The organism is Pseudomonas sp. MOIL14HWK12:I2, from assembly GCF_000510745.1.
In the GTDB taxonomy this organism is placed as follows: Bacteria; Pseudomonadota; Gammaproteobacteria; order Pseudomonadales; family Pseudomonadaceae; genus Chryseomonas; species Chryseomonas oryzihabitans.
The window spans coordinates 73126-95565 of the sequence record NZ_AZOA01000010.1; the positions used below are offsets into that span (position 1 = coordinate 73126).

The following is a 22440-nucleotide window of genomic DNA, read 5'->3' on the forward strand; positions in this document are numbered from 1 at the left end:
GGGCATTTGCCCAGCGCCCTCGTCGTAGCGCTTCCCAAGCATCGCCAGGCGCCTGACAATTCGTCAGACGAACCCCCTGCGCCGCCTGTGGTCAGTTCGCAGATCGCGCCTCTTCCACCGATAAGGACAATCATGAGGGCTCTCCGCCTTGCTCGCCTCTGCCAGGTAACGGCTGCTCTGACCCTGGTAACACTGTTACCGGGCTGCTCCCAGGAGCAACCGCCCACCGAGGAACTGGCGCGGGTGGTGGTGGTGCAGCTGAGTCCGATAAAGGACAGTCAGCGCATTCCCTTTACCGGAGATATCCAGGCGCGGGTGCAGGCGCCGCTCGGTTTTCGCGTGAGTGGCAAGATCAGCGAGCGGCTGGCGGATGTCGGCGATCGCGTGCGCGAGGGTCAGGTCCTGGCCCGGCTGGATCCCCAGGATCTGCGCAATAACCTGGCCGCCGCCCAGGCCCAGGTGGAGGCCCAGGAAGCCCGCACCCGGCTGGCGCGGGTCGATTTCGAGCGCCAGGCCGCGCTGCTGCCCAAGGGCTATACCAGTCGCAGCCAGTACGACCAGGCCCAGGCCACCCTGGACGGTGCCCGCAGCGCCCTGCAGACCGCCGTCGCCCAACGCGACGATGCGCGCAAGCAACTGGGCTATACCGAATTGCGCGCCAGCGCCGCCGGGGTGCTGACCGCCCGCCACGCCGAAGCCGGGCAGGTGGTGCAGGCCGGCACGGCGATCTTCGACCTGGCGGTGAGCGGCGACCTCGACGCCGTCTTCGATCTCTATGAATCCCTGGCCCGCGAACTCAAGGTCGGCCAGACCCTGCCCGTCGCCCTGCAGGCGCAACCGGCCGTCACGACCCGGGGTACCCTGCGCGAGATCGCCCCGACCGTGGCGAGCAGTGGCACGGTGCGCGTCAAGGTACAACTCGATAGACCCCCGGCGGCCATGACCCTGGGGGCGGTGGTCAATGCCCAGCTCGAGGGCGCGACGGAGCAGGGCTTCGCCTTGCCCTGGACGGCGCTGAACGGCACCACCGAGCAGCCCGCCGCCTGGCGCCTCGGCGAAGACGGGCGGGTCAGCCTGCAGCCGCTGCGCATCGAGCGCTTCACCCGCGACAGCATCATCGTCAGCGAGGGGCTCGCGGCTGGCGACCGCATCGTGGTCGCCGGCGGCCAGGCGCTGAGTCCCGGGCAGAGGGTCGAAGTCGCCGAGCGCTCGGCCTTCAACGAGGTGCGCCCATGAAGCCGCTGCTGCCGCTGTGTCTGCTGCTGGTCCTGGCGGGCTGCTCGGATGACGAGGCCCCGCCACCGCCGATCCGGCCGGTGGCGACCCTGACCTTGAGTGCCCCGCCGCCCGGGCGCGAAGTGTTTGCCGGCAGCATCCAGGCGCGCTACGAGAGCGTGTTGGGCTTTCGCGTCGGCGGTCGCATGACCCGGCGGCTGCTGGACGTGGGTCAGCCGGTGCGCCGTGGCCAGTTGCTGGCGGCGCTGGACCCCACCGATCAGGACAATGCCCTGCGCAGTCGGCAGGGCCAGACTGCCGATGCCGAAGCCCAGTGGCGCGATGCGCGCAACGATGCCCGGCGCCAGCAGCAGCTGTTCGACCAGGGCGTCGGCTCACGCTCCCAGCTGGATCAGGCGCTGACCCGCCTGCACACCCTGGAAGCCGCCCGCGAACAGGCCCAGAGCGCCGAGCGCCAGGCCCGCGATCAGCGCGACTATGCCGAGCTCTACAGCGATTTCGACGGGGTGATCACCGCCTGGCAGGCCGAGGTCGGCCAGGTGGTGTCCGCCGGTCAGCCGGTGGTGCGAGTCGCTCGCCCGGACGTTCGCGAGGCGGTGCTGGACCTGCCGGCCCAGGCCATCGGCCAGCTGACCCCGGGACGCGTCCTGACCGTGCGCATGGCCCTGGATCCCGAGGTGGCGGTCGCCGGTCGGGTGCGCGAGATCGAGCCCCAGGCCGATGCCACCACGCGCACCCGGCGGGTGCGCCTGACCCTGGACGAGCCACCGGCCGCGCTGCGCATCGGCAGCCTGGTGCAGGGCGAGCTGGAGTCGCCACCGGCGGCGGGCCTGCCGCTGCCGACCCAGGCGCTGCGGCGTCAGGACGGCCGGACCTCGGTCTGGGTGGTGGAAGGCCAGGGCGAGCAGGCGCAGGTGCGCCAGCGGCCGGTCGAGGTGCTGCGCGAGGCCGAGGGCCTGGCGTGGATCGGCAACGGCCTGAAGGCGGGTGAGCGGGTGGTGATAGCCGGGGTCAACAGTCTCGAGGAGGGACAGCGGGTGAAGGATCAGGAGGGCGCTCGGCCATGAAAGGCTTCAACCTGTCGGACTGGGCGCTGCGCCACCAATCCTTCGTCTGGTACCTGATGTTCGTCGCCCTGCTGATGGGCGTCTTCTCCTACATGAAGCTGGGACGCGAGGAAGATCCGTCCTTTGCCATCAAGACCATGGTCATCCAGACCCGCTGGCCGGGGGCGACCACCGAGGAGACCCTGCGCCAGGTCACCGAGCGGGTGGAAAAGAAGCTCGAAGAGCTGGACTCCCTCGACTACACCAAGAGTTTCACCCGGCCGGGGCAGTCCACGGTGTTCGTCTATCTGCGCGACACCACGCCGGCCAAGGCGATTCCCGACATCTGGTACCAGGTGCGCAAGAAGGTCTCGGACATCCAGGGCGAATTCCCCCAGGGCATCCAGGGCCCGGCCTTCAACGACGAATTCGGCGACGTCTTCGGCAGCATCTATGCCTTCACCGGCGACGGCTTCAGCATGCGCCAGCTGCGCGACCAGGTGGAGCAGGTGCGCCGCGAGATCCGCAGCGTACCGGGCATCGGCAAGGTGCAGCTGATCGGGGCGGAGAACGAGGTCATCTATCTGGACTTCTCCACCCGCAAGCTGGCCGCCCTGGGGCTGGACCAGCGCCAGGTGATGCAGAGCCTGCAACAGCAGAATGCGGTGACCCCCTCGGGCACCATCGAATCCGGCGCCGAGCGCATCAGCGTGCGCACCAGTGGCGAATTCCGCTCCACCGCCGATCTGGCCGCGGTCAATCTGCGCATCGACGACCGCTTCTACCGCCTCACCGACCTGGCCGACATCCGCAGCGGCTACGCTGATCCGCCCAGTTCGCTGTTCCGCTACAACGGCCAGCCGGCGATCGGCCTGGCCATCGCCATGAGCAGCGGCGGCAACATCCAGACCTTTGGCGCGGCCCTCACCGAGAAGATGCAGGAGCTGACCGGCGCCCTGCCGGTGGGCATCGGCGTGCACGTGGTCTCCAACCAGGCCCAGGTGGTGGAAAAGGCCGTCGGCGGCTTTACCCGGGCGCTGTTCGAGGCGGTCATCATCGTGCTGGTGGTGAGCTTCATCAGCCTCGGCGTGCGCGCCGGCCTGGTGGTGGCGCTGTCGATTCCCCTGACCCTGGCGCTGGTGTTCGTCTTCATGGAATACAGCGGCATCACCATGCAGCGGATCTCCCTGGGCGCCCTGATCATCGCCCTCGGCCTGCTGGTGGACGACGCCATGATCACCGTGGAGATGATGGTGACCAAGCGCGAGGAGGGCGAGTCGCTGCACCGCTCGGCGACCTATGCCTACGAGTCGACCGCCTTTCCCATGCTCACCGGCACTCTGGTGACGGTGGCCGGCTTCGTGCCCATCGGCCTCAACTCCAGCAGCGCCGGCCAGTACACCTTCACCCTGTTCGCGGTGATCGCCGTGGCCCTGCTGCTGTCCTGGATCGTCGCGGTGTTCTTTTCGCCGGTGATCGGCGTGCACATCCTGCCGAAGAAGGTGAAGCCCAAGGATCATGACCAGCCCGGCCGCCTGGCGCGCTGGTCCGACGGCCTCCTGCTGGGCGCCATGCGCCACCGCTGGCTGACCATCCTCCTCACGGTGCTGCTGTTCGCCGCGGCGCTGTTCTCGATGAAGTTCGTGCAGAACCAGTTCTTCCCGTCCTCGGATCGACCCGAACTGCTGATCGACTTCAACCTGCCGCAGAACGCCTCCCTCGACGCCACCCGGGCGCAGATGGACAGATTCGAGAAGACCCTGGCCGACGATCCTGACGTGGCCCACTGGAGTTCCTATGTCGGCCAGGGCGCGGTGCGCTTCTACCTGCCGCTGGACCAGCAGCTGGAGAATCCCTTCTATGGCCAGGTGATCCTGGTGGCCAAGGACCTGGAGGCGCGCAATCGCCTCCTGCCCAAGCTCAAGCAGCGGCTGCGCCAGGACTTCGTCGGGCTGTCCGGCTACGTCCAGCCGCTCGAGATGGGGCCGCCGGTGGGCCGGCCGATCCAGTACCGCATCAGCGGTCCGGACGTCGCCGAGGTACGCCGCCAGGCGCTGGCGCTGGCCAGCGTGCTGGGCAAGAGTCCGCAACTGGGTGACTTCCTCTACGACTGGAACGAGCCGGCGCGGATGCTCAAGGTCGAGGTCAACCAGGACAAGGCGCGGCAGCTGGGCTTCTCCTCCCAGGACGTGGCGCAGATCCTCAATGGCGTGGTGACCGGTACCCCGGTGACCCAGGTGCGCGACGACATCTACCTGGTCAACGTGGTGGCCCGCGCCAGCGAGGCCGAACGGCGCTCGGTGGAGACCCTGGAGAATCTGCAGATCATGACGCCCCAGGGCGTCGCGGTGCCGCTCAAGGCCTTCGCCCGTATCGACTACGCCCTGGAGCAGCCGCTGGTGTGGCGCCGCGATCGGCTGCCCACCATCACCCTCAAGGCCTCGATCCTCAGCGAGATCCAGGCGCCGGATCTGGTCAAGCAGCTGCAGCCGGACGTGGATGCCTTCATCGCCAAGCTGCCGCCGCGCTACGAGGTGGCGGTGGGCGGCACGGTGGAGGAGAGCAGCAAGGCCCAGGGCCCGATCGCCGAGGTGGTGCCGCTGATGCTGTTTCTCATGGCCACCTTCCTGATGATCCAGCTGCACAGCATCCGCAAGCTGTTCCTGGTGGCGAGCGTGGCGCCCCTGGGCCTGATCGGGGTGGTGCTGGGGCTGATCCCCTTCGGCCAGCCGCTGGGTTTCGTTGCCATCCTCGGGGTGCTGGCGCTGATCGGCATCATCATCCGCAACTCGGTGATCCTGGTGACCCAGATCGATGCCTTCGAGCAGGCCGGTCGCTCGCCCTGGGACGCCGTGGTGGAAGCCACCCAACACCGCCGCCGGCCGATCCTGCTGACCGCCGCCGCGGCCAGCCTGGGCATGATTCCCATCGCCCGCGAGGTGTTCTGGGGCCCCATGGCCTACGCCATGATCGGCGGCATCGTCGCGGCGACGCTGCTGACGCTGCTGTTCCTGCCGGCGCTGTACATCGCCAGCTATCGCATTCGCGAGCCGGAGCGGCGGGACTGATGGCCGGGGCCTAGTCGGAACGCCAGGCAAAAAAAACGGCCCTCCGGCTGAGGTCTCCAGGGGAGACGTCTGCCGGAAGGCCGCAAGGAGCTATCCAAGGAGCCACTACCGGAGGGAAGGATTCGCGCGGTCAGCAAGTCGAATCCACAGCAGCTCACTGCACCACTATCGGGCGTCCGACTTTTTCAATAAAGTGACGACTTGACGAAACTCCATTGCGAAAAAGGCAATAATGGATATTTTCCAAGGCATGCGCATCTTCGTCCGGGTGGTGGATCTGGGCAGTCTCACGGCTGCTGCCCACACCCTCGACCTGTCCACCGCCCAGGTGTCGCGCCTGCTGGCGGAACTGGAAAGCCATCTGCAGACCCGCCTGCTGCACCGCACCACCCGGCGGCTGGCGCTGACCGAGGCGGGCGAGCGCTATCTCGAACGCTGCCGGCGCATCCTGCAGGACGTCGGCGAGGCCGAAGCCGAGGCCAGCGGCGCCCATCTCAAGCCCCATGGCCATCTGCGCCTGCATTCCATGACCGGTCTGGGCACCCAGTTGCTGGCGCCGCTGGTGTCGCGCTTCTGCGCGCGCTATCCCCATGTCGAGATCGTCATGAATCTCTCGCAGAACCACCCGGCGCTGCTGGAGGATGGGCACGACATCGCCATCACCCTGGACACCGAACTAGCCGACTCGGATTTCGTCGCCCAGCGTCTCGGTGGCGTCTACAGCGTGGTCTGCGCGGCGCCCAGCTATCTGGCGCAGCGCCCGGCGCCCAAGGTGCCGGCCGATCTCGCCGCGCACGACTGCCTGCGCCTGCTGGATCCGAATTTCTCCGAACGCTGGGTCTTCGCCGGTGAAGACGGCGAGCAGCAGGTGGCGCCGCGCTACGTCTTCCAGGTCAATGTCGCCGAGGCCCTGGCCAGCGTGGCCCGCCAGGGCATGGGCATCTGCCTGCTGCCCAGCTACATCGCGGTCAACTACCTGCGCGATGGCAGCCTGGTGCGCCTGCTGCCCAACTTCCGCCTGCGCGAACGCAACATCCATGCGCTCTATCCCTCGCGGCGCTTTCTCGACGCCAAGATCAAGACCTGGATCGACTTCCTCAAGGAAGAGTTGCCCGAACGTCTGCAGCTGGAGAATCGGGTGCTCGAGGACCAGCGCTACTGGGCCAAGGACTAGGCCAGGGCTTGTTGCAATCCTTGCAACAGTCATTTAATTAGCATGCTATTTATTAGGCGGCGTTCTTTTCCTAGAATGGTCCTGTACCCCAATGAACACGACCTTTGAGGAGTTCGCCATGAAACGTTCTCTGTCCGCCCTGTTGCTGACCCTTGCCGCCCTGACCGCCACCCAGTTCGCCGCTGCCGACGACAATCCCAGCCTGAGATACAAGCTGGTCGATCAGAATCATGCCGCCATGCAGCACTACGGCGATCAGGCCGCTCCCGCCGCCGACGCGCGTCGCTGAGCCGCTCCGCTTTCGAAAGACCACCCCTCCTTGCTCCTTTGGTCTTTCTCCGCCGCACCCTTTGGGTGCGGCTTTTTTATATCTGCGGCACACTGAGCCCCTGACCTTGTCGAGGTGCTCATGACCGCCACTTCCGCTCAACGACTTGCCGACCTGCGCGCCTTCCTGGCCGAGCAGGGCGCCGATGCCTGCCTGATCCCCAGCGCCGATCCCCATCTGTCCGAATACCTGCCGGAACACTGGCAGGGCCGTGCCTGGCTGTCCGGTTTCACCGGCTCCGCCGGGTTGCTGCTGGTGACCCGCGAGGCCGCCGGCGTCTGGACCGACAGCCGCTACTGGGAGCAGGCCACCCAGGAGCTGGCGGGCAGCGGCATCGACCTGATGAAGCAGGTCGCCAGCCAGCCCCAGGCCCACCTGCAGTGGCTGGCCGACCAGGTGCCCGCGGGCGGCACGGTACTGGTGGACGGCCAGGTGCTGTCGCTCGGCGCAGCGGCGGCCCTGCGCCGCGCGCTGGAGCCCAAGGGTATCCGGCTGCGGACCGATCTCGACCCGCTGGCGGCGATCTGGCGCGAGCGCCCCGCGCTGCCGGCGGCACCGGTCTATGCCCATGCCGCCCCCCAGGCCCCCCATCCGCGCAGCGCCAAGCTCGCCCAGGTGCGCGAGAAGCTGAAGGACGCCAAGGCCGACTGGCATTTCATCTCCTCGCTGGACGACATCGCCTGGCTGCTCAACCTGCGCGGCGCCGACGTGCCCTACAACCCGGTGTTCCTCGCCCATGTGCTGCTGGGTAGCGACAGCTGCCAGCTGTTCATCGACCCGGCCAAGGTGCCGGCCGAGATCCGCACGGCCCTGGTGGCGGACGGCGTGACCCTGGCCGACTACCACCAGGCGGCCGCCGAGCTGGCCCGGCTGCCGGCCGGCAGTCGCCTGCTGGTGGACCCGGCGCGGGTCACCCTCGGGCTGGCCGAGGCCGCGCCCCAGGGGGTCGAGCGGCACGAGCAGATCAATCCCTCGACCCTGCTCAAGGCCTGCAAGACCGCCGAGGAGGTGGCCCAGGTGCGCATGGCCATGGAAGAGGACGGCGCCGCGCTGTGCGTCTTCTTCGCCCGTTTCGAGGCGGCCCTGGCCCGTGGCGAGCGCCTCACCGAGCTGACCGTGGACGACTGGCTGAGCGAGGCCCGCGCGGCGCGCCCCAACTTCGTCTCCCTGAGCTTCGCCACCATCGCCGGCTTCAACGCCGGTGGCGCCCTGCCGCACTACCGGGCGACCGAAGAAGCCCATGCCGAACTCCAGGGCGACGGCCTGCTGCTGATCGACAGTGGCGGCCAGTACCTGGGCGGCACCACCGACATCACCCGGGTGGTGCCCATCGGCACCCCCAGCGCCGCCCAGAAGCGCGATTTCACCCTGGTGCTCAAGGGCATGCTGGCGCTGTCGCGGGCACGCTTTCCGGCCGGAGTCGCCGCGCCCATGCTCGACGCCCTGGCGCGCGAGCCGATCTGGGCCGCCGGCATCGACTACGGCCACGGCACCGGCCATGGCGTGGGCTACTTCCTCAATGTGCACGAGGGGCCGCAGTCGATTTCCTTCTATGCCACGGTCACCCCGCACCATGTCCTGCGCGAGGGCATGATCACCTCCAACGAACCGGGTATCTATCGCCCCGGCCAGTGGGGCGTGCGGCTGGAGAACCTGCTCCTGTGCACCCGCGCGGAAACCACCGAATTCGGCGATTTCCTGACCTTCGAGACCCTGACCCTCTGTCCGCTGGACACCCGCTGCCTGGATCTGGCGCTGCTGCGCAGCGACGAGCTGGACTGGCTGGATGGCTATCACGCCGAGGTCCGCCGCCGCGTGCTGCCGCTGGTCGAGGGCGCCGCGCGCGACTGGCTGCTGGCCCGCACCGAACCCGTCGCGAGGACTGCCCGATGAGCAGCAACGCCCAGCAATTCGCCAGTGACAACTATTCCGGTATCTGCCCGGAAGCCTGGGCCGCCATGGCCGCGGCCAACGTCGGCCACGAGACCGCCTACGGCAACGACACCTGGACGGCGCGCGCCGCCGATCGCTTTCGCCAGCTGTTCGAGACCGACTGCGAGGTGTTCTTCGCCTTCAACGGCACCGCGGCCAACTCCCTGGCCCTGGCGGCGCTGTGCCAGAGCTACCACAGCGTGATCTGCTCCGACACCGCCCACGTCGAGACCGACGAATGCGGCGCGCCGGAATTCTTTTCCAACGGCTCCAAGCTGCTGCTGGCACCGGCCCACCAGGGCAAGCTGACCCCGGGCGCCATCCAGCAGATCGCCACCAAGCGCGCCGACATCCACTTTCCCAAGCCGCGGGCAGTGACCGTCACCCAGGCCACCGAGGTGGGTACCCTCTATGGCCTCAACGAATTGCAGGCCATCAGCGCCACCTGCCGCGACCTCGGCCTGCACCTACACATGGACGGCTCGCGCTTTTCCAATGCCGTGGCCGGCCTGGGCTGCACCCCGGCCGAGGTGACCTGGAAGGCCGGCGTCGACGTGCTCTGCTTTGGTGGCACCAAGAGCGGCATGGCGGTGGGGGAGGCGATCCTCTTCTTCAACCGCGAGCTGGCCGAGGACTTCGAATACCGCTGCAAGCAGGCCGGCCAGCTGGCGTCCAAGATGAGATTCCTCTCCGCGCCCTGGCTTGGCGTGCTGGAAAATGACACCTGGCTGCGCCACGCTCGCCACGCCAACGCCATGGCCCAGCTGCTCGCCGAGCGGGTGCGCGGGGTGCCCGGTGTGGACTTCATGTTCCCGGTGGAAGCCAACTCGGTGTTCCTGCAGCTCTCCGAACCGGCGCTGGAATTCCTGCGCGCCCGCGGCTGGCGCTTCTACACCTTCATCGGCAGCGGCGGGGCGCGTTTCATGTGCTCCTGGGATACCGAAGAGGCGCGGGTACTGGAGCTGGCGGCGGACATTCGGACGGCGATGGGCGGGTAGGGCGCAGCGCGGCCGTGGCGGTGCGATGGCTGCTTAAACTGTAGGAGCGGCCGCATCGGCGGACCGCCATGGCCGCGATCAGACCTGGCGCTGGCTTTATCGCGGCCATGGGCCGCTCCTACGGGTTTCGATGCTCTCTCATCCATCGCTGCCCATTCCCAGGTGGAAAACGCTGCGCGGTTTTCCACGCTCCGGTGTTCTCCGGGGACGCCGCCCGCACCAACCGTTACCATGGCCGATCTCTTCCTCGTCTCCAGCGATTCATGGCCAAGAAGTCCAGCAAAGCCCTCTCTACCGCGGTCAATTCCGCTGCCCCCACGCTCATCGACGTGGCCCGGGTCGCCGGGGTGTCGCCGATCACCGTCTCGCGGGCGCTGAATCGACCGGAGATCGTCAGCGAGGCGGCGCGGGAGAAGGTGCTGGCGGCGGTGCAGGCCACCGGCTACGTGCCCAATCTGCTGGCCGGCGGCCTGGCCTCCAATCGCAGTCGCCTGGTGGCGCTGTTCGTGCCGACCATCGTTCACTCCATCTTCGCCGAGACCGTCCAGGCATTGATGGCGCGCCTGTCCCAGGCCGGCTACCAGACCCTGCTGGGCCTGACCGGCTACAGCGCCGAACAGGAGGAGCAGCTGCTGGCCGCGGTGCTGGGGCGCAAGCCCGATGGCATCGTGCTGACCGGTACCCTGCACACCGCCGCCAGTCGGCAGCGCCTGGCCCAGGCCGGCATCCCGGTGGTGGAGTCCTGGGACCTCGGTGAAGACCCGCTAGACATGCAGGTGGGTTTTTCCCATGAAGCCGTGGGGCGCGCCCAGGCCGAGCATCTGCACGCCCGTGGCTATCAGCGCTTCGCCGTGGTCTCGGTGGACGACCCCCGCGCTCTGCGGCGCTGTCGCAGCCTGGTCGCGCGGCTGGCCGAGCTGGGCGTGGCGGAACCGCCGCTGGAGATCCTGCCGGCGCCGGCGCTGGTGGAGTCCGGACGGGCGGGCCTGCGCCAGCTGCTGGCCCGTGACGAGGCCTTCGACGTGGTGGTGTGCAGCTCGGACACCGTCGCCCAGGGCGTCATGGCGGAAGCCGCCAGTCGTGGACTGCGCCTGCCCGAGGACCTGGCGGTACTGGGCTTCGGCAATCTCTCCAGCGCCGCCCAGATGCACCCGGCGCTGTCCTCGGTCAGCGTCGAGGGCGATCGCATGGGTACCCTGGCGGCAGAGGCGTTGCTGCGGCGGTTCGACTTGGGCGATGGTACCCGGGAGGCGGTGCGCATCGACACCGGTTTCCATATCATCGACCGCGCCACGACCTGACCATCGGCGCTCAAGTTGTTAGACGTCATACTTGTATGGTTGCGCAATCATGCCTTAGTCTTGGGCAAACGCCAGGGCTGAGTCAGGTTGTCGCATCAGGATATGATTGCGCAATCATCCGGTGACTCGCACCTTCAATAAAAACAATCACGCAAGAGGGATCCCCATGGATGCCACAAGACCCACCCGGGTGCGCTACCTGATCCTGTTGATGCTGTTCGTGGTGACCACCATCAACTACGCCGACCGCGCCACCATCGCCATCGCCGGCTCCAGCCTGCAGAAGGACCTCGGCATCAGCGCCGTCACCCTCGGCTATATCTTCTCCGCCTTCGGTTGGGCCTATGTGGCCGGGCAGATTCCCGGCGGCTGGCTGCTGGATCGCTTCGGTTCGAAGAAGGTCTATGCCGGCAGCATCTTCTTCTGGTCGCTGTTCACCCTGCTGCAGGGGCTGGTCGGCGGCCTGCCGGTGGCCTGGGCGGTGACCACCCTGTTCATGCTGAGATTCCTGGTCGGTCTGGCCGAGGCGCCGTCCTTCCCGGGCAATGCGCGCATCGTCGCCGCCTGGTTTCCCACCGCCGAACGCGGTACCGCCTCGGCCATCTTCAACTCGGCGCAGTATTTCGCCACCGCGCTGTTCGCGCCGATCATGGGCGGCATCGTCTTCCACTTCGGCTGGGAGCACGTCTTCGTCATCATGGGCGCCCTGGGCATCCTCTTCTCCGGGGTCTGGCTGAAGTACATCCACAACCCCAAGGAGCATCCGCGCATCAACGCCGCGGAGCTGGCGCACATCCGTGACAACGGCGGGCTGGTGGACATGGACAACGGCGCCCGCCAGCAGGGCGGCGGTCCCAAGTGGCACTACATCACCCAGCTGCTGACCAATCGCATGATGCTCGGCGTCTACCTGGGCCAGTACTGCATCAACGCCATCACCTATTTCTTCCTGACCTGGTTCCCGGTGTACCTGGTGCAGGAGCGCGGCATGACCATCCTCAAGGCCGGTTTCATCGCCTCGCTGCCGGCCATCTGCGGCTTCATCGGCGGGGTGCTCGGCGGGGTGATCTCCGACTACCTGCTGCGGCGCGGCCATTCCCTGACCTTCGCCCGCAAGCTGCCCATCGTCTGCGGCCTGCTGCTCTCCACCAGCATGATCTTCTGCAATTACGTCGACGCCGACTGGATGGTGGTGGGCTTCATGACCCTGGCCTTCTTCGGCAAGGGCATCGGCGCCCTTGGCTGGGCGGTGGTGGCGGACACCTCGCCCAAGCAGATCGCCGGGCTCTCCGGCGGCCTGTTCAACACCTTCGGCAACCTGGCCTCCATCACCACCCCCATCGTCATCGGCTATCTCATCGCCGCCACCGGCTCCTTCAAGTGGGCGCTGGTCTATGTCGGGGCCAATGCCCTGGTGGCGGTGTTCAGCTACCTGTTCATCGTCGGTCGCATCCAGCGCGTCGAGCTGCGTACCGCCGATGGCGAGATCCTGGGCGCGACCCAGCCTGACCCGGCCCGGGCCTGAGCCCCGGCAGAGGATAAGAACATGAACCTGATCGATCACCGTGATTCGCCGCGCTACATCAAGCTCCACCCCCAGGACAACGTCGGGGTGGTGGTCAACGAACCCGGCGTGGCCGCCGGCACCGCCTTCGCCGATGGCCTGACCACGGTCGAGGCCATTCCCCAGAGCCACAAGGTCTCCCTGGTGGCTCTCGCGGCGGGCGCCGCGGTGGTGCGCTATGGCGAGGTCATCGGCTACGCCCTGCAGGACGTTCCCGCCGGCAGCTGGATCACCGAAGCCCTGCTGCGCATGCCGGAGCCGCCGGCGCTGGACAACCTGCCCAAGGCCACCGCGCCCGGTCAGGTCGGCGAACCTCTGGAAGGCTACACCTTCGAGGGCTTTCGCAATCCGGACGGCAGCGTCGGCACCCGCAACATCCTGGCGGTGACCACCACCGTGCAGTGCGTGGTGGGGGTGCTGGACCATTGCGTGGAGCGGGTACGCAAGGAGATCCTGCCGCGCTACCCCAATGTCGACGACGTGGTGCCGCTGTCCCACAGCTACGGCTGCGGGGTGGCCATTAACGCCCCGGATGCGGTGATCCCCATCCGTACCCTGCACAACATCAGCCGCAACCCCAACTTCGGCGGCCAGGCGCTGGTCATCGGCCTGGGTTGCGAGAAGCTGCAGGCCAGCCAGCTGATGCCGGGCGATGACCTCACCGCCGGGCAGAACGAAGAAGACTGGCTGTTCCGCCTGCAGGACTCGGCCAATGGCTTCGCCGGCATGGTCGAGCAGATCATGGGGCTGATCGAAGCGCGTCTGGAGGTGCTCGATCAGCGCCGCCGGGAAACGGTACCAGCGTCCGAACTGGTGGTGGGCATGCAGTGCGGCGGCAGCGACGCCTTCTCCGGCATCACCGCCAATCCGGCCTTGGGCGTGGCCGCCGACCTGCTGGTGCGGGCCGGCGCCACCGTGATGTTTTCCGAGAACACCGAGGTGCGCGACGGCATCCACCTGCTGACCCCGCGCGCCGCCACCCCGGAGGTGGCCGACGCCCTGATCCGCGAGATGGACTGGTACGACCGCTACCTGGAGCGGGGCATGGCCGATCGCAGCGCTAATACCACCCCTGGCAACAAGAAGGGCGGGCTGAACAACATCGTCGAAAAGGCCATGGGGTCGATCGCCAAGTCGGGTACCAGCCCCATCGCCGGGGTCATCGCGCCCGGCGAGAAGATCCGTGGCAAGGGCCTGTACTTCGCTGCCACCCCGGCCAGCGACTTCATCTGCGGCACCCTGCAACTGGCCGCGGGCATGAACCTGCACATCTTCACCACCGGTCGCGGCACCCCCTACGGACTGTCCATGGTGCCGGTGATCAAGGTCTCGACCCGCACCCAGCTGGCCGAGCGCTGGCCGGACCTGATCGACATCGATGCCGGTCGGGTGGTGAGCGGGCGGCTGTCGCTGGAGGAGATGGGCTGGGAGATCTTCCAGTGCTACCTGGACGTGGCCAGCGGCCGCCGCCAGACCTGGGCCGAGCGCCATCGCCTGCACAACGACCTGGCGCTGTTCAATCCGGCGCCGGTGACCTGATCCTGCCACGGCAATAAAAAAGGCCGACCCCGATGGGGTCGGCCTTTTTTCATGGAGCCAGGAAGCTGGCGTGCGGTCGGCGCCCTAGCGCTGGGCAGTGGCCGCCGTCAGTTGCAGACTGGGCAGCAGGTAATGGCCGACGATGAACAGCGAGCCCTTGTCGCTCAGGTGACCATCGTCGATCTGCAGCAGGGTGCGGCCATCCGCAGCCCGTACCCGGCAGGCATCCTCGACGCAGAGTCGTTGCACCAGGGAGATGTACTCCAATCCTGCCGGGAGCCTGGCCTGGCGCATGGCCTGGTCGGTGGCGAGGACGTGGCGATCCAGGGCGGAGTCGGCGATGTGGTCATCGGTGCTGCCCCAGTGGCGGATGGCGATGACGCTGGGCAGCGACGGACTCCACTGGGGAACGGGGCCGAGCAGCACGATGCGCTTGACGCCATAGCTGTGCAGACGCTCGGTGATGGCGTTCCAGTCGGTCTTTTCGTGGTCGGCCTTCTGCGCCATGACCACCACCTCCGGACGCAGGCGCTGAATGGCTTCCAGGGCGGTGCGATTGGAGTAGTTGCAGGTCACTCGCGTCTCGGTTTGCCGACCCATGTCGTCGGTGAGGCGCGGCTTGCAGCTCGCCGAGGCCACCTGGTAGTAGGGCAGGCCGGCCGGCAGCAGGCTGCGCAAGCCGAAGGACAGGGCCTGGGCATGGGAATCGCCCCAGACGAAGAGACCACCCTTGCCCTGACCGTGGGTGCAGCTGGGGTCGATGGCGTCCTGGTGGCGTTGGGTAAAGGCCGAATAGGCGTCGCACTTGAGCCAGTAGAGGTCATGGAGATTCTTCTGGCGATCCAGGTATTCCTGCACGAATTGCGCGCGGTCCGACTGGCTGATGCTGCGCAGCGGCGTGATGGCACCGTCGGTGGCGTTCACCGCGCCCGCACTGAGGAACAGGGTGGCGAGCAGGCCGGTGCCGGTGGCCAGCGCCGCACCGCTCTGGCCCTTGCGGCGCGAGGCACGGGTCTCCACCAGGGTGTAGGAAGCCCAACCCAGGGCGAAGGAGGCGGCGATGCCCAGCAGCAGGTGCGGCGTCTTGTCGAGCAGGCCGGCATAGCTCATGAACACCACCACCGGCCAGTGCCAGAGGTAGAGCGAGTAGGAGAGGGTACCGGTCCACTGGGAGAAACCGTTGCCGGTGACCAGCGAATCCTGGCGGGCGGCCAGGATGATGGCGGCGGTGCCAAGCACCGGGATCAGCGCCAGATAGCCCGGCCAGACATCGCCTTCGGCGAGCGTCAGGAAACCCACTGCCAAGGCGATCAGCCCGGCGCCTTCCAGCAGCCGGCGCGAGCGGGCGGCGAGTTGCAGCGGGAAGAGATAGGCGACGCCGCCCACCATCAGCTCCCAGGCACGGGTCGGCAGCAGATAGAAGGCCGCTTCCGGCCAGAGCAGGGAGGCGGTGACGGCGAAGGCGAAGCCGGCCGCGGTGGCGAGCAGGATCAGCACCCGCAGGGTCTTGAGCGACACCAGCTTGGACAGCAGCACCAGGATCAGCGGATAGACCAGGTAGAACTGCCATTCCACCGACAGCGACCAGGTGTGCAGCAGCCATTTCTCATGGGCCGCGGCGGTGAAGTAGCCGGCTTCCTTCCAGTAGACCAGGTTGGAAACGAAACCCAGGCTGCTCGCCACGTGCTTGCCCAGTTCGCCATAGGCGTTGGGCAGCAGGAAGAACCAGCCGGCAATCAACAGCACGGCGCAGAGTACCGCCAGCGCCGGTACGATGCGGCGGACGCGGGACAGGTAGAAGGCGGACAGGCGGAAGCGCTGCTGTTCGAGGGCGCGAAAGATGATCCCGGTGATCAGGAAGCCGGAGATGACGAAGAAGACGTCGACCCCGGCGAAACCGCCCGGTAGCCAGTCGGCATTGAAGTGGAAGAGGACGACGGCGATCACGGCGATCGCGCGCAGCCCATTGATATCTTTCCTGAAGTCCATGAGCGGCATCCGGGCAGCAAGGGGAAGGCGAGAGAAGGAGGCGTCGGGCTAGGCGTGGGGGGCCAGGGTTTCCGGTGCCGGGCGGACCAGGTGCAGGCCGGGGTCGGTCTTGGGCTTGAGCAGCAGATAGCCCAGGGTGATGCCGATGAACAGGTTGGCCACGCCGATCTCGAAGAGGTCGGTGGTCCAGCCGATCAGGCAGAGACAGAAGGCGATGGCCAGCAGAGTGTGGCTTTCACGGTCGCGATTGAGGTACAGACGGATGAACAGCGGCAGCTGCAGGCAGTATAGAGCGATGCCGACCACGCCGAACACGCACCACAGATAGACCACGCTGCTGTCGCAGTTGACCATCAGGTCCAGGCCTGGCACCGGGAAGGCGGCCATGGTGCTGCCGAACATGCCGAAGCCGGCGCCGGTCAGGGTCCAGCCGGGTTCGCTCATGACCTCGACCACGTTGGGCCAGGTGTTGACCAGGCGGTCGTAGAAGGAGGCCAGGCCGCTGTCGCTGGTGACCACATGGGGATCGAAGTCGCGGATCAGGCTCAGGATCGGCAGCAGCAGGCCGCCCACCACGCCGAGCAGCAACAGCAGGTAGGTGGACCACGGGAAGCGCCGACCCAGCATCAGCATCAGGGTGAAGGCGAAGGCCGCAGCCGGGGCCTTGCTGGTGGTCAGCAGGATGCCGAACAGGCCGGTCAGGGCCATCAGCAGCCAGAGCGTGTAGGAGCGCGCGAAATAGGAGAGATAGAGGCAGTAGACGGCGATCAGGGCGGCCAGGACGTTGGACACGCGGGCGAAACCGGCGATGCGGTCGGCCTCGCCGGCCATCCAGTTGGTGTTGCCGGCGATGTCGTTGCCACCCAGGGTGTAGCTGTAGCCCTTCCAGGGGACGGAGGTGTACTTGTCCAGCAGGATGCCGATGAGCGAGGCGATCAGCAGACCCAGCACCACCCGGCCAAGCAGGCGTCGCTGCTCCAGCAGCTCGCGGCCGCAGAGCAGGCCGAACAGCAGTGGGCTGTAGACGAACAGCGAGAAGAAGACGTTGTTGATGCTGGCGCCATGCAGCAACGCCAGGGCCGCATAGGCCGGGATGCTGAGCAGGGCCACCCAGAGGATGCGCGGTAGCTTGGCGGTGGCCAGTTGCAGGGCGAAGAGCGCCAGGCAGGCGATCTTGGGCAGGTAGATCAGTGCCGAGGCACCGGCCATGTCGAGGTAGTAGCGCAGGGCGCCGGAAAAGGTCTCGACGAACAGCAGCGAGATGGCGGTCCAGACCGCGAGGGTCGAATAGCGCCAGGACAAAGCCTGCTGGAACGCCGATTGCGGGGGGGCGACTACGGCCGACATGATCATCATCCCTGGGTTGATGCCGAGGCAGCGGGCCGTGGGCGGCCGCTGCGCTGACGTGAAAGGCGCGAAAGCGATAACCAGCGCGAGGGCTCGCCACCTTGGCGTTGTCCCTGGGCTGGATGAGGTCTGCAAGCGAAAGGCAGGCACGCTACCGCCCATGGCGGTCAGGAACGGCCACGGGCGACAGGTGGAAAAAGGTACGACGCGGGGATGATAGCGGAGGGCTTCCGGCGCCTGTCAAACGGCGCCGGGCCGACCGGAAATCCTCAACGCGGATATCAGAAGCAGGCCACAAAAAGCCCGCTACTTCACCATCCGCCAGGTCAGGGGATAGCGGTAATCGCGGCCCTGGTTGGCCTTGATGCCGGCGATCACCGTCAGCACGAAGGCCACGCAGGCCACCAGCAGCATCAGCGGAAAGCCGATCAGCACCCACACCAGCAGCCAGCAGATCATGTGCAGCAGGGTGACGGTGAGCTGGAAGTTCAGCGCCTCCTTGCCCTGGCGGTCGATGAAGGGGTCGTCCTCGCGCTTGAACTGCCAGACCACCAGCGGACCTATGACGTTACCGATGAAGGGCACCACGAAGCCCAGGAAGGCGGCGTAGTGGCAGAGCATGGCCCAGCGCCGGGCTTCGGCGCTGGGGGCGGGGACGAGATCGTGCATGAGCGGGCTTCCTTACTCGCCGCGCAGGGCGGCTTGCTGGAGCTCGAATAGGTCGCGCAGGCCACCCTGGGCCAGTTCGAGCATGGCGTTGAGTTCGGCCGGCTGGAAGGGCGCGCCTTCGGCGGTGCCCTGCACCTCGATGAAGCCACCGGCGTCGGTCATGATCACGTTGAGATCGGTCTCGGCGGCGGAGTCTTCCAGGTAGTCCAGGTCGAGCACCGGGGTGCCCTGGTAGATGCCCACGGAGATGGCGGCCACCATCTGCTTGAGCGGATTGCCCTTGAGGTTGCCGCGGCGCTTGAGCGCGCCCAGGGCATCGACCAGGGCCACGCAGGCACCGGTCACCGAGGCGGTGCGGGTACCGCCGTCGGCCTGGATCACGTCGCAGTCGATATAGATGGTGTTCTCGCCCAGCTTGGACAGGTCGACGGCGGCGCGCAGCGAACGACCGATCAGCCGCTGAATCTCCAGGGTCCGACCGCCCTGCTTGCCCTTGGCGGCTTCCCGCTGGTTCCGCTCGCCGGTCGCGCGCGGCAGCATGCCGTACTCGGCGGTGAGCCAGCCCTGGCCCTTGCCCTTGAGAAAGCGCGGCACCCCGGCCTCGACGCTGGCGGTGCAGATCACCTTGGTATCGCCGAATTCCACCAGGACCGAACCCTCGGCGTGCTTGGTGTACTGACGGGTGATGCGGATGGGGCGCAGCTGATCGGCGGCGCGGCCACTGGGACGCTTCATTGCGGGCTTCCTGTAAGGCGTAGATATCAGGTCCATAGTATAGGGAGCGTCCGGCTCATGCGACACGGATGCATTGGGTCGCTCCGATCAGGTGCGCTAGAATCGTGCGTTTTACATGCGTGGTCGCTTGGGATCGCCCCAGATCTACGCATCGTCAGACGAGGATCCTGCCATGGTGCACAGCATGACGGCGTTCGCCCGGGTCGAGCGGCCGGGGCCCCAGGGCACCCTGAGCTGGGAGTTGCGCTCGGTCAATCACCGCTATCTGGAGCCCCACCTGCGGCTGCCGGAGACCTTTCGCGATCTGGAGTCCGGCGTGCGCGAGGCGCTGCGCCGGCGCCTGTCGCGGGGCAAGCTGGAGTGCGTGCTGCGCGAGGAGCGCGACGAGAGCGTGGCCCTGCGCGTCGATGCCCGCCGCGCCGCGCAACTGGTGGCCGCCGCCGAAGACGTCGCCGCGCTGATCGCGCGCCCGGCCAAGCTCGATCCCCTGGCCGTGCTGGCCTGGCCCGGGGTGCTGGCGGGCGCCGAGGTGGATGGCGCCGAACTCAAGGCCCAGACCCTGGCGCTGTTCGAGGCGGCGCTGGATGAATTGCTCGACGGCCGGCAGCGCGAGGGCCGCGAACTGGCGCGCCTGATCGAGGAACGCCTGGACCAGGTGCTGGCGGAGGTGGCGACCCTGCGCGCGCTGCTGCCCGAGATGCTGGCCCTGCAACGGCGCCGTATCCTCGAGCGCTGCGCCGAGGCGGGGGTCGAGTTCGAACCGGCGCGGCTGGAGCAGGAACTGGTGCTGCTGGCGCAGAAGAGCGACGTGGCCGAGGAACTGGATCGTCTGGAGACCCATGTGGCCGAGGTGCGGCGGGTCCTGGCGGGCAGCGGCGCGGCCGGCCGGCGGCTGGATTTCCTCATGCAGGAACTCAATCGCGAGGCCAATACCCTGGGTTCCAAGGCCATCGACGCCCGGGCCTCCCAGGCGGCCATCAATCTCAAGGTGCTCATCGAACAGATGCGTGAGCAAGTGCAGAACATCGAATAGGCGGACCTTCATGACAGCCCTTCCCGGCACCCTCTACATCGTTTCCGCGCCTTCCGGCGCCGGCAAGACCAGCCTGGTCAAGGCCCTGCTGGATGCCCTGCCCGACATCCGCGTGTCGGTCTCCCACACCACCCGCGCCATGCGCCCGGGTGAAGCCGACGGGGTGAACTACCACTTCGTCGATTGCGCGACCTTTACCAACCTGCTCGAACACGGCGACTTCCTCGAGCACGCCGAGGTGTTCGGCAACTACTACGGCACCTCCCAGGCCGCCCTGGAGCGCACCCTCGCCGAAGGCCACGACCTGATCCTGGAAATCGACTGGCAGGGCGCCCAGCAGGTCCGTCGCAAGCTGCCTCACGCCCAGTCGATCTTCATCCTGCCGCCGAGCCAGGCCGCCCTGCGCCAGCGCCTGGACAATCGCGGCCAGGACAGCGCCGAGATCATCGAAAGACGCATGCGCGAGGCGGTCAGCGAGATGAGTCACTATGTCGAATACGACTACCTGATCATCAACGACGACTTCGCCAGCGCCCTGGAAGACCTCAAGTCGATCTTCCGCACCCGCCAGCTGCGCCTGGATCGTCAGCAGCGCCGCCACGACGATCTGCTGGTGGATCTGCTGGGCTGATACCTGCCTCGCGGCCCGCGCCTTCAGCGCGCGGGCTGTCCGCTCCCCGCGTCGCCGCCGCAGGACGTCCGGCGCCCTTCCAAAGCCATGAAATATCTCGTTACATTTTTTCTGGGCCTTGGCTTGGGCGGCTGGCGCCTGTCGATGTTTTGGCAGTCGCGCTATTTATCTGGTTTTACACAAAAAATATTGATCATCGGCTGACGGTTATTGGCTCTGCTCTAATGTAAGGCCGCTTTTTATATGCTTATTTAAAAGCATTAAAACAGCGACTTTCTACCGGCTTTCGCCTGCTCGCCATTCGTTACTATTTGTTTAAAGAAACTTTGGCTAGGCTTTTTCCGGACGACTAGCGAAGTTGCCCGTGGGCTAAAGGCGGGCATTTAGCTATCAAGGTCGTTGCTGTTAGCGGTTGTCTGATTACCTGAGCACTGTCAGGGAAACAATTATCGGAACTGACTTCGGTAAAGGGTTTCCTGCTGTCCGCTAGAACTGCCAGAGCCGCGTAGTTGAACATTTCGCGGGAGCTTTCGGTATTTCAGTGGGACTTTCATTTTTGACATGACTGTCGTAACAGGAGCGTTCGATATGAAATTAAAACCTGTGGCCACGCTGATGTTGGCAACGCTGTTGGGTACTACCGCCCAGGCAGCAGAGTCCTTGAGTACGGGTCCTTACTTGCGGCTCAAGGTGCTGGGCAATACCGGATTCGTCCTCAATAGATTGAAGGCGGAAGACACCAAGATCGTCACGGGTGGTGAATACGACTATCTGGTGGTCGGGCCCAATGTGCAGGTCGACGGCAACGTCAAGAAGGAGATCAACGACGCCCTTGATCAAGGCAAACGCGTGATCTTCGACAATCAACCCGGTCAGCACCTCGCCAGTGAGAACGCGGCCCTGGCGCTGGGCATGACCGTCGAGGCAGATGCCCTGATGGTGAAGAAGCCGGAGAAGGACACTGGCCTGCTGATAACCCCCGTCGATCGGCCCACGCGCGCCGATGCCCTGTCCGCGAGCAAGGCCCAGAGCAACAAGCAGGATCAGGCGAGCAACACCATCGAAAACGTCTTCGGACTTTGAGGGACCAAAGTTATGAATACCTTTGCGAAATCCACCCTGGTTGGCGCGCTCGGCTTCCTGCTGTCGACCGGTCTGGTGCAGGCCGGCGAGTGCTTCACCGACCACACCGAGCCCGCCATCCTGGGTGACGGTTCCCGGGCCTTCGCCACCCAGCAGGCAGGCAAGACCTGGGAGGACTGGATCTGGCGCGGGCCGATCTTCCGCTGCTCGACCAGAGGAACCATCGACTGCACCTACACCTGGGGCGAGACCAAGACCTCCAGCTACGGCTGGTCGGTAGGGGTCAAGATCAATCCGGAGAAGCTGCCCTTCATCGGCAAATACCTGAGCATCCTCGGCGTCGATGGCAGCTACAAGCAGGATCGCACGATGAGTACCGCCTTCACCTGGGGCGTGAGGATAGAGCCGGGCTACAAGGCGCAACCCATTCAGGTGGTGGAGCGACGCTGGAAAAGCGGCAAGTTCCGCGGCGCCTGGGTCCGCACCGGCAGTTGTTCGCGCGGCATCGGCAACCCACCCGGGATGCACTGGTACGACTGGGATTCCAAGCGGGTGATCAGCAGCTGGAGCGGTAGCGTGGAGGTGAGCAGATACGCCACCTACCACGTCTATCGCTAGGCCTGCGCCCGCGCCAAGGCCGGGTCATGGCGCCCCGGCCTTGGCCGTCGCGGTGGCTGCTGGTCGAGTACCCAGGCAGTCCGCCGCCAACGCTCGTCAAAACCGCTCTTTGGATGGATGGCGATGGGGGCCCGGCTGATCACACTCAG

Annotated in this window: 18 protein-coding genes; 14 read left to right on the top strand and 4 right to left on the bottom strand. The window is 66.6% G+C overall.

Annotated elements, in window-relative coordinates:
• Positions 1 to 132 precede the first annotated feature (132 nt).
• The 10 genes from PSK12I2_RS0108930 to garD all read left to right on the top strand — a co-directional run bounded on the left by PSK12I2_RS0108930 (position 133) and on the right by garD (position 14186).
• Positions 133 to 1236, top strand: coding sequence for an efflux RND transporter periplasmic adaptor subunit (locus tag PSK12I2_RS0108930; protein ID WP_144945752.1), 1104 nt, complete (start codon positions 133 to 135; stop codon positions 1234 to 1236).
• Positions 1233 to 2303: an efflux RND transporter periplasmic adaptor subunit gene (locus PSK12I2_RS0108935; RefSeq protein ID WP_027598125.1), complete on the top strand. Its 1071-nt coding sequence runs from the start codon at positions 1233 to 1235 to the stop codon at positions 2301 to 2303. Before PSK12I2_RS0108930 ends, PSK12I2_RS0108935 begins: the two co-directional genes overlap by 4 nt.
• Complete coding sequence (locus PSK12I2_RS0108940) at positions 2300 to 5350, top strand: efflux RND transporter permease subunit (protein ID WP_027598126.1); 3051 nt, start codon at positions 2300 to 2302, stop codon at positions 5348 to 5350. Before PSK12I2_RS0108935 ends, PSK12I2_RS0108940 begins: the two co-directional genes overlap by 4 nt.
• Positions 5351 to 5582: 232 nt before the next feature.
• Positions 5583 to 6524: a LysR family transcriptional regulator gene (locus PSK12I2_RS0108945; protein ID WP_027598127.1), complete on the top strand. Its 942-nt coding sequence runs from the start codon at positions 5583 to 5585 to the stop codon at positions 6522 to 6524.
• Between the two features lie 118 nt (positions 6525 to 6642).
• Positions 6643 to 6813: a hypothetical protein gene (locus PSK12I2_RS25055; protein ID WP_007161427.1), complete on the top strand. Its 171-nt coding sequence runs from the start codon at positions 6643 to 6645 to the stop codon at positions 6811 to 6813.
• A 120-nt stretch (positions 6814 to 6933) separates the two neighbouring features.
• The gene (locus PSK12I2_RS0108955) at positions 6934 to 8745 is read left to right on the top strand and encodes an aminopeptidase P family protein (RefSeq protein WP_027598128.1); all 1812 of its coding nucleotides are present in this window, start codon (positions 6934 to 6936) and stop codon (positions 8743 to 8745) included.
• Positions 8742 to 9782: a low specificity L-threonine aldolase gene (locus PSK12I2_RS0108960; protein ID WP_007161425.1), complete on the top strand. Its 1041-nt coding sequence runs from the start codon at positions 8742 to 8744 to the stop codon at positions 9780 to 9782. Before PSK12I2_RS0108955 ends, PSK12I2_RS0108960 begins: the two co-directional genes overlap by 4 nt.
• Before the next feature lie 263 nt (positions 9783 to 10045).
• Positions 10046 to 11083, top strand: coding sequence for a LacI family DNA-binding transcriptional regulator (locus PSK12I2_RS0108965; RefSeq protein WP_027598129.1), 1038 nt, complete (start codon positions 10046 to 10048; stop codon positions 11081 to 11083).
• 166 nt (positions 11084 to 11249) lie between these two features.
• Entirely contained in the window at positions 11250 to 12608 is a 1359-nt protein-coding gene (locus PSK12I2_RS0108970; protein ID WP_007161423.1) for an MFS transporter, read from the top strand.
• Positions 12609 to 12629: 21 nt separating this feature from the next.
• Entirely contained in the window at positions 12630 to 14186 is a 1557-nt protein-coding gene (gene garD / locus PSK12I2_RS0108975; protein WP_027598130.1) for a galactarate dehydratase, read from the top strand.
• A gap of 84 nt (positions 14187 to 14270) precedes the next feature.
• Here the strand turns inward: garD and PSK12I2_RS0108980 are convergent, their stop codons facing one another.
• The 4 genes from PSK12I2_RS0108980 to rph form a co-directional block, all read right to left on the bottom strand.
• Positions 14271 to 16175, bottom strand: a complete 1905-nt coding sequence (locus PSK12I2_RS0108980; RefSeq protein WP_027598131.1) for an acyltransferase family protein — start codon at positions 16173 to 16175, stop codon at positions 14271 to 14273.
• A gap of 48 nt (positions 16176 to 16223) precedes the next feature.
• The gene (locus tag PSK12I2_RS0108985) at positions 16224 to 17522 is read right to left on the bottom strand and encodes a membrane protein (RefSeq protein WP_042135246.1); all 1299 of its coding nucleotides are present in this window, start codon (positions 17520 to 17522) and stop codon (positions 16224 to 16226) included.
• A 306-nt stretch (positions 17523 to 17828) separates the two neighbouring features.
• A complete protein-coding gene (locus tag PSK12I2_RS0108990) occupies positions 17829 to 18191 on the bottom strand; it encodes a DUF4870 domain-containing protein (RefSeq protein ID WP_007161419.1) in 363 nt (120 codons plus the stop codon).
• Between the two features lie 12 nt (positions 18192 to 18203).
• The gene (gene rph, locus PSK12I2_RS0108995) at positions 18204 to 18926 is read right to left on the bottom strand and encodes a ribonuclease PH (protein ID WP_017639344.1); all 723 of its coding nucleotides are present in this window, start codon (positions 18924 to 18926) and stop codon (positions 18204 to 18206) included.
• A 172-nt stretch (positions 18927 to 19098) separates the two neighbouring features.
• Here rph and PSK12I2_RS0109000 point away from each other — a divergent pair, with 172 nt between their 5' ends.
• The 4 genes from PSK12I2_RS0109000 to PSK12I2_RS23880 all read left to right on the top strand — a co-directional run bounded on the left by PSK12I2_RS0109000 (position 19099) and on the right by PSK12I2_RS23880 (position 22291).
• The gene (locus tag PSK12I2_RS0109000) at positions 19099 to 19959 is read left to right on the top strand and encodes a YicC/YloC family endoribonuclease (RefSeq protein ID WP_027598133.1); all 861 of its coding nucleotides are present in this window, start codon (positions 19099 to 19101) and stop codon (positions 19957 to 19959) included.
• Between the two features lie 10 nt (positions 19960 to 19969).
• Entirely contained in the window at positions 19970 to 20590 is a 621-nt protein-coding gene (gene gmk / locus PSK12I2_RS0109005) for a guanylate kinase (RefSeq protein ID WP_007161416.1), read from the top strand.
• Positions 20591 to 21178: 588 nt separating this feature from the next.
• Positions 21179 to 21673, top strand: coding sequence for a hypothetical protein (locus PSK12I2_RS0109010; RefSeq protein ID WP_139346894.1), 495 nt, complete (start codon positions 21179 to 21181; stop codon positions 21671 to 21673).
• 12 nt (positions 21674 to 21685) lie between these two features.
• Positions 21686 to 22291, top strand: coding sequence for a hypothetical protein (locus PSK12I2_RS23880; protein WP_042135254.1), 606 nt, complete (start codon positions 21686 to 21688; stop codon positions 22289 to 22291).
• Positions 22292 to 22440 lie beyond the last annotated feature (149 nt).

Bases quoted from the DNA above. Each gene is read 5' to 3' on its own strand.
- rph (WP_017639344.1), bottom strand. From the start codon at position 18,926: ATGAAGCGTCCCAGTGGCCGCGCCGCCGATCAGCTGCGCCCCATCCGC.
- PSK12I2_RS0108960 (WP_007161425.1), top strand. From the start codon at position 8,742: ATGAGCAGCAACGCCCAGCAATTCGCCAGTGACAACTATTCCGGTATC.
- PSK12I2_RS0108970 (WP_007161423.1), top strand. From the start codon at position 11,250: ATGGATGCCACAAGACCCACCCGGGTGCGCTACCTGATCCTGTTGATG.
- gmk (WP_007161416.1), top strand. From the start codon at position 19,970: ATGACAGCCCTTCCCGGCACCCTCTACATCGTTTCCGCGCCTTCCGGC.
- PSK12I2_RS25055 (WP_007161427.1), top strand. From the start codon at position 6,643: ATGAAACGTTCTCTGTCCGCCCTGTTGCTGACCCTTGCCGCCCTGACC.
- PSK12I2_RS0108940 (WP_027598126.1), top strand. From the start codon at position 2,300: ATGAAAGGCTTCAACCTGTCGGACTGGGCGCTGCGCCACCAATCCTTC.
- PSK12I2_RS23880 (WP_042135254.1), top strand. From the start codon at position 21,686: ATGAATACCTTTGCGAAATCCACCCTGGTTGGCGCGCTCGGCTTCCTG.
- garD (WP_027598130.1), top strand. From the start codon at position 12,630: ATGAACCTGATCGATCACCGTGATTCGCCGCGCTACATCAAGCTCCAC.
- PSK12I2_RS0109000 (WP_027598133.1), top strand. From the start codon at position 19,099: ATGGTGCACAGCATGACGGCGTTCGCCCGGGTCGAGCGGCCGGGGCCC.
- PSK12I2_RS0108955 (WP_027598128.1), top strand. From the start codon at position 6,934: ATGACCGCCACTTCCGCTCAACGACTTGCCGACCTGCGCGCCTTCCTG.
- PSK12I2_RS0109010 (WP_139346894.1), top strand. From the start codon at position 21,179: ATGAAATTAAAACCTGTGGCCACGCTGATGTTGGCAACGCTGTTGGGT.
- PSK12I2_RS0108945 (WP_027598127.1), top strand. From the start codon at position 5,583: ATGGATATTTTCCAAGGCATGCGCATCTTCGTCCGGGTGGTGGATCTG.
- PSK12I2_RS0108965 (WP_027598129.1), top strand. From the start codon at position 10,046: ATGGCCAAGAAGTCCAGCAAAGCCCTCTCTACCGCGGTCAATTCCGCT.
- PSK12I2_RS0108930 (WP_144945752.1), top strand. From the start codon at position 133: ATGAGGGCTCTCCGCCTTGCTCGCCTCTGCCAGGTAACGGCTGCTCTG.
- PSK12I2_RS0108935 (WP_027598125.1), top strand. From the start codon at position 1,233: ATGAAGCCGCTGCTGCCGCTGTGTCTGCTGCTGGTCCTGGCGGGCTGC.
- PSK12I2_RS0108990 (WP_007161419.1), bottom strand. From the start codon at position 18,191: ATGCACGATCTCGTCCCCGCCCCCAGCGCCGAAGCCCGGCGCTGGGCC.
- PSK12I2_RS0108985 (WP_042135246.1), bottom strand. From the start codon at position 17,522: ATGTCGGCCGTAGTCGCCCCCCCGCAATCGGCGTTCCAGCAGGCTTTG.
- PSK12I2_RS0108980 (WP_027598131.1), bottom strand. From the start codon at position 16,175: ATGGACTTCAGGAAAGATATCAATGGGCTGCGCGCGATCGCCGTGATC.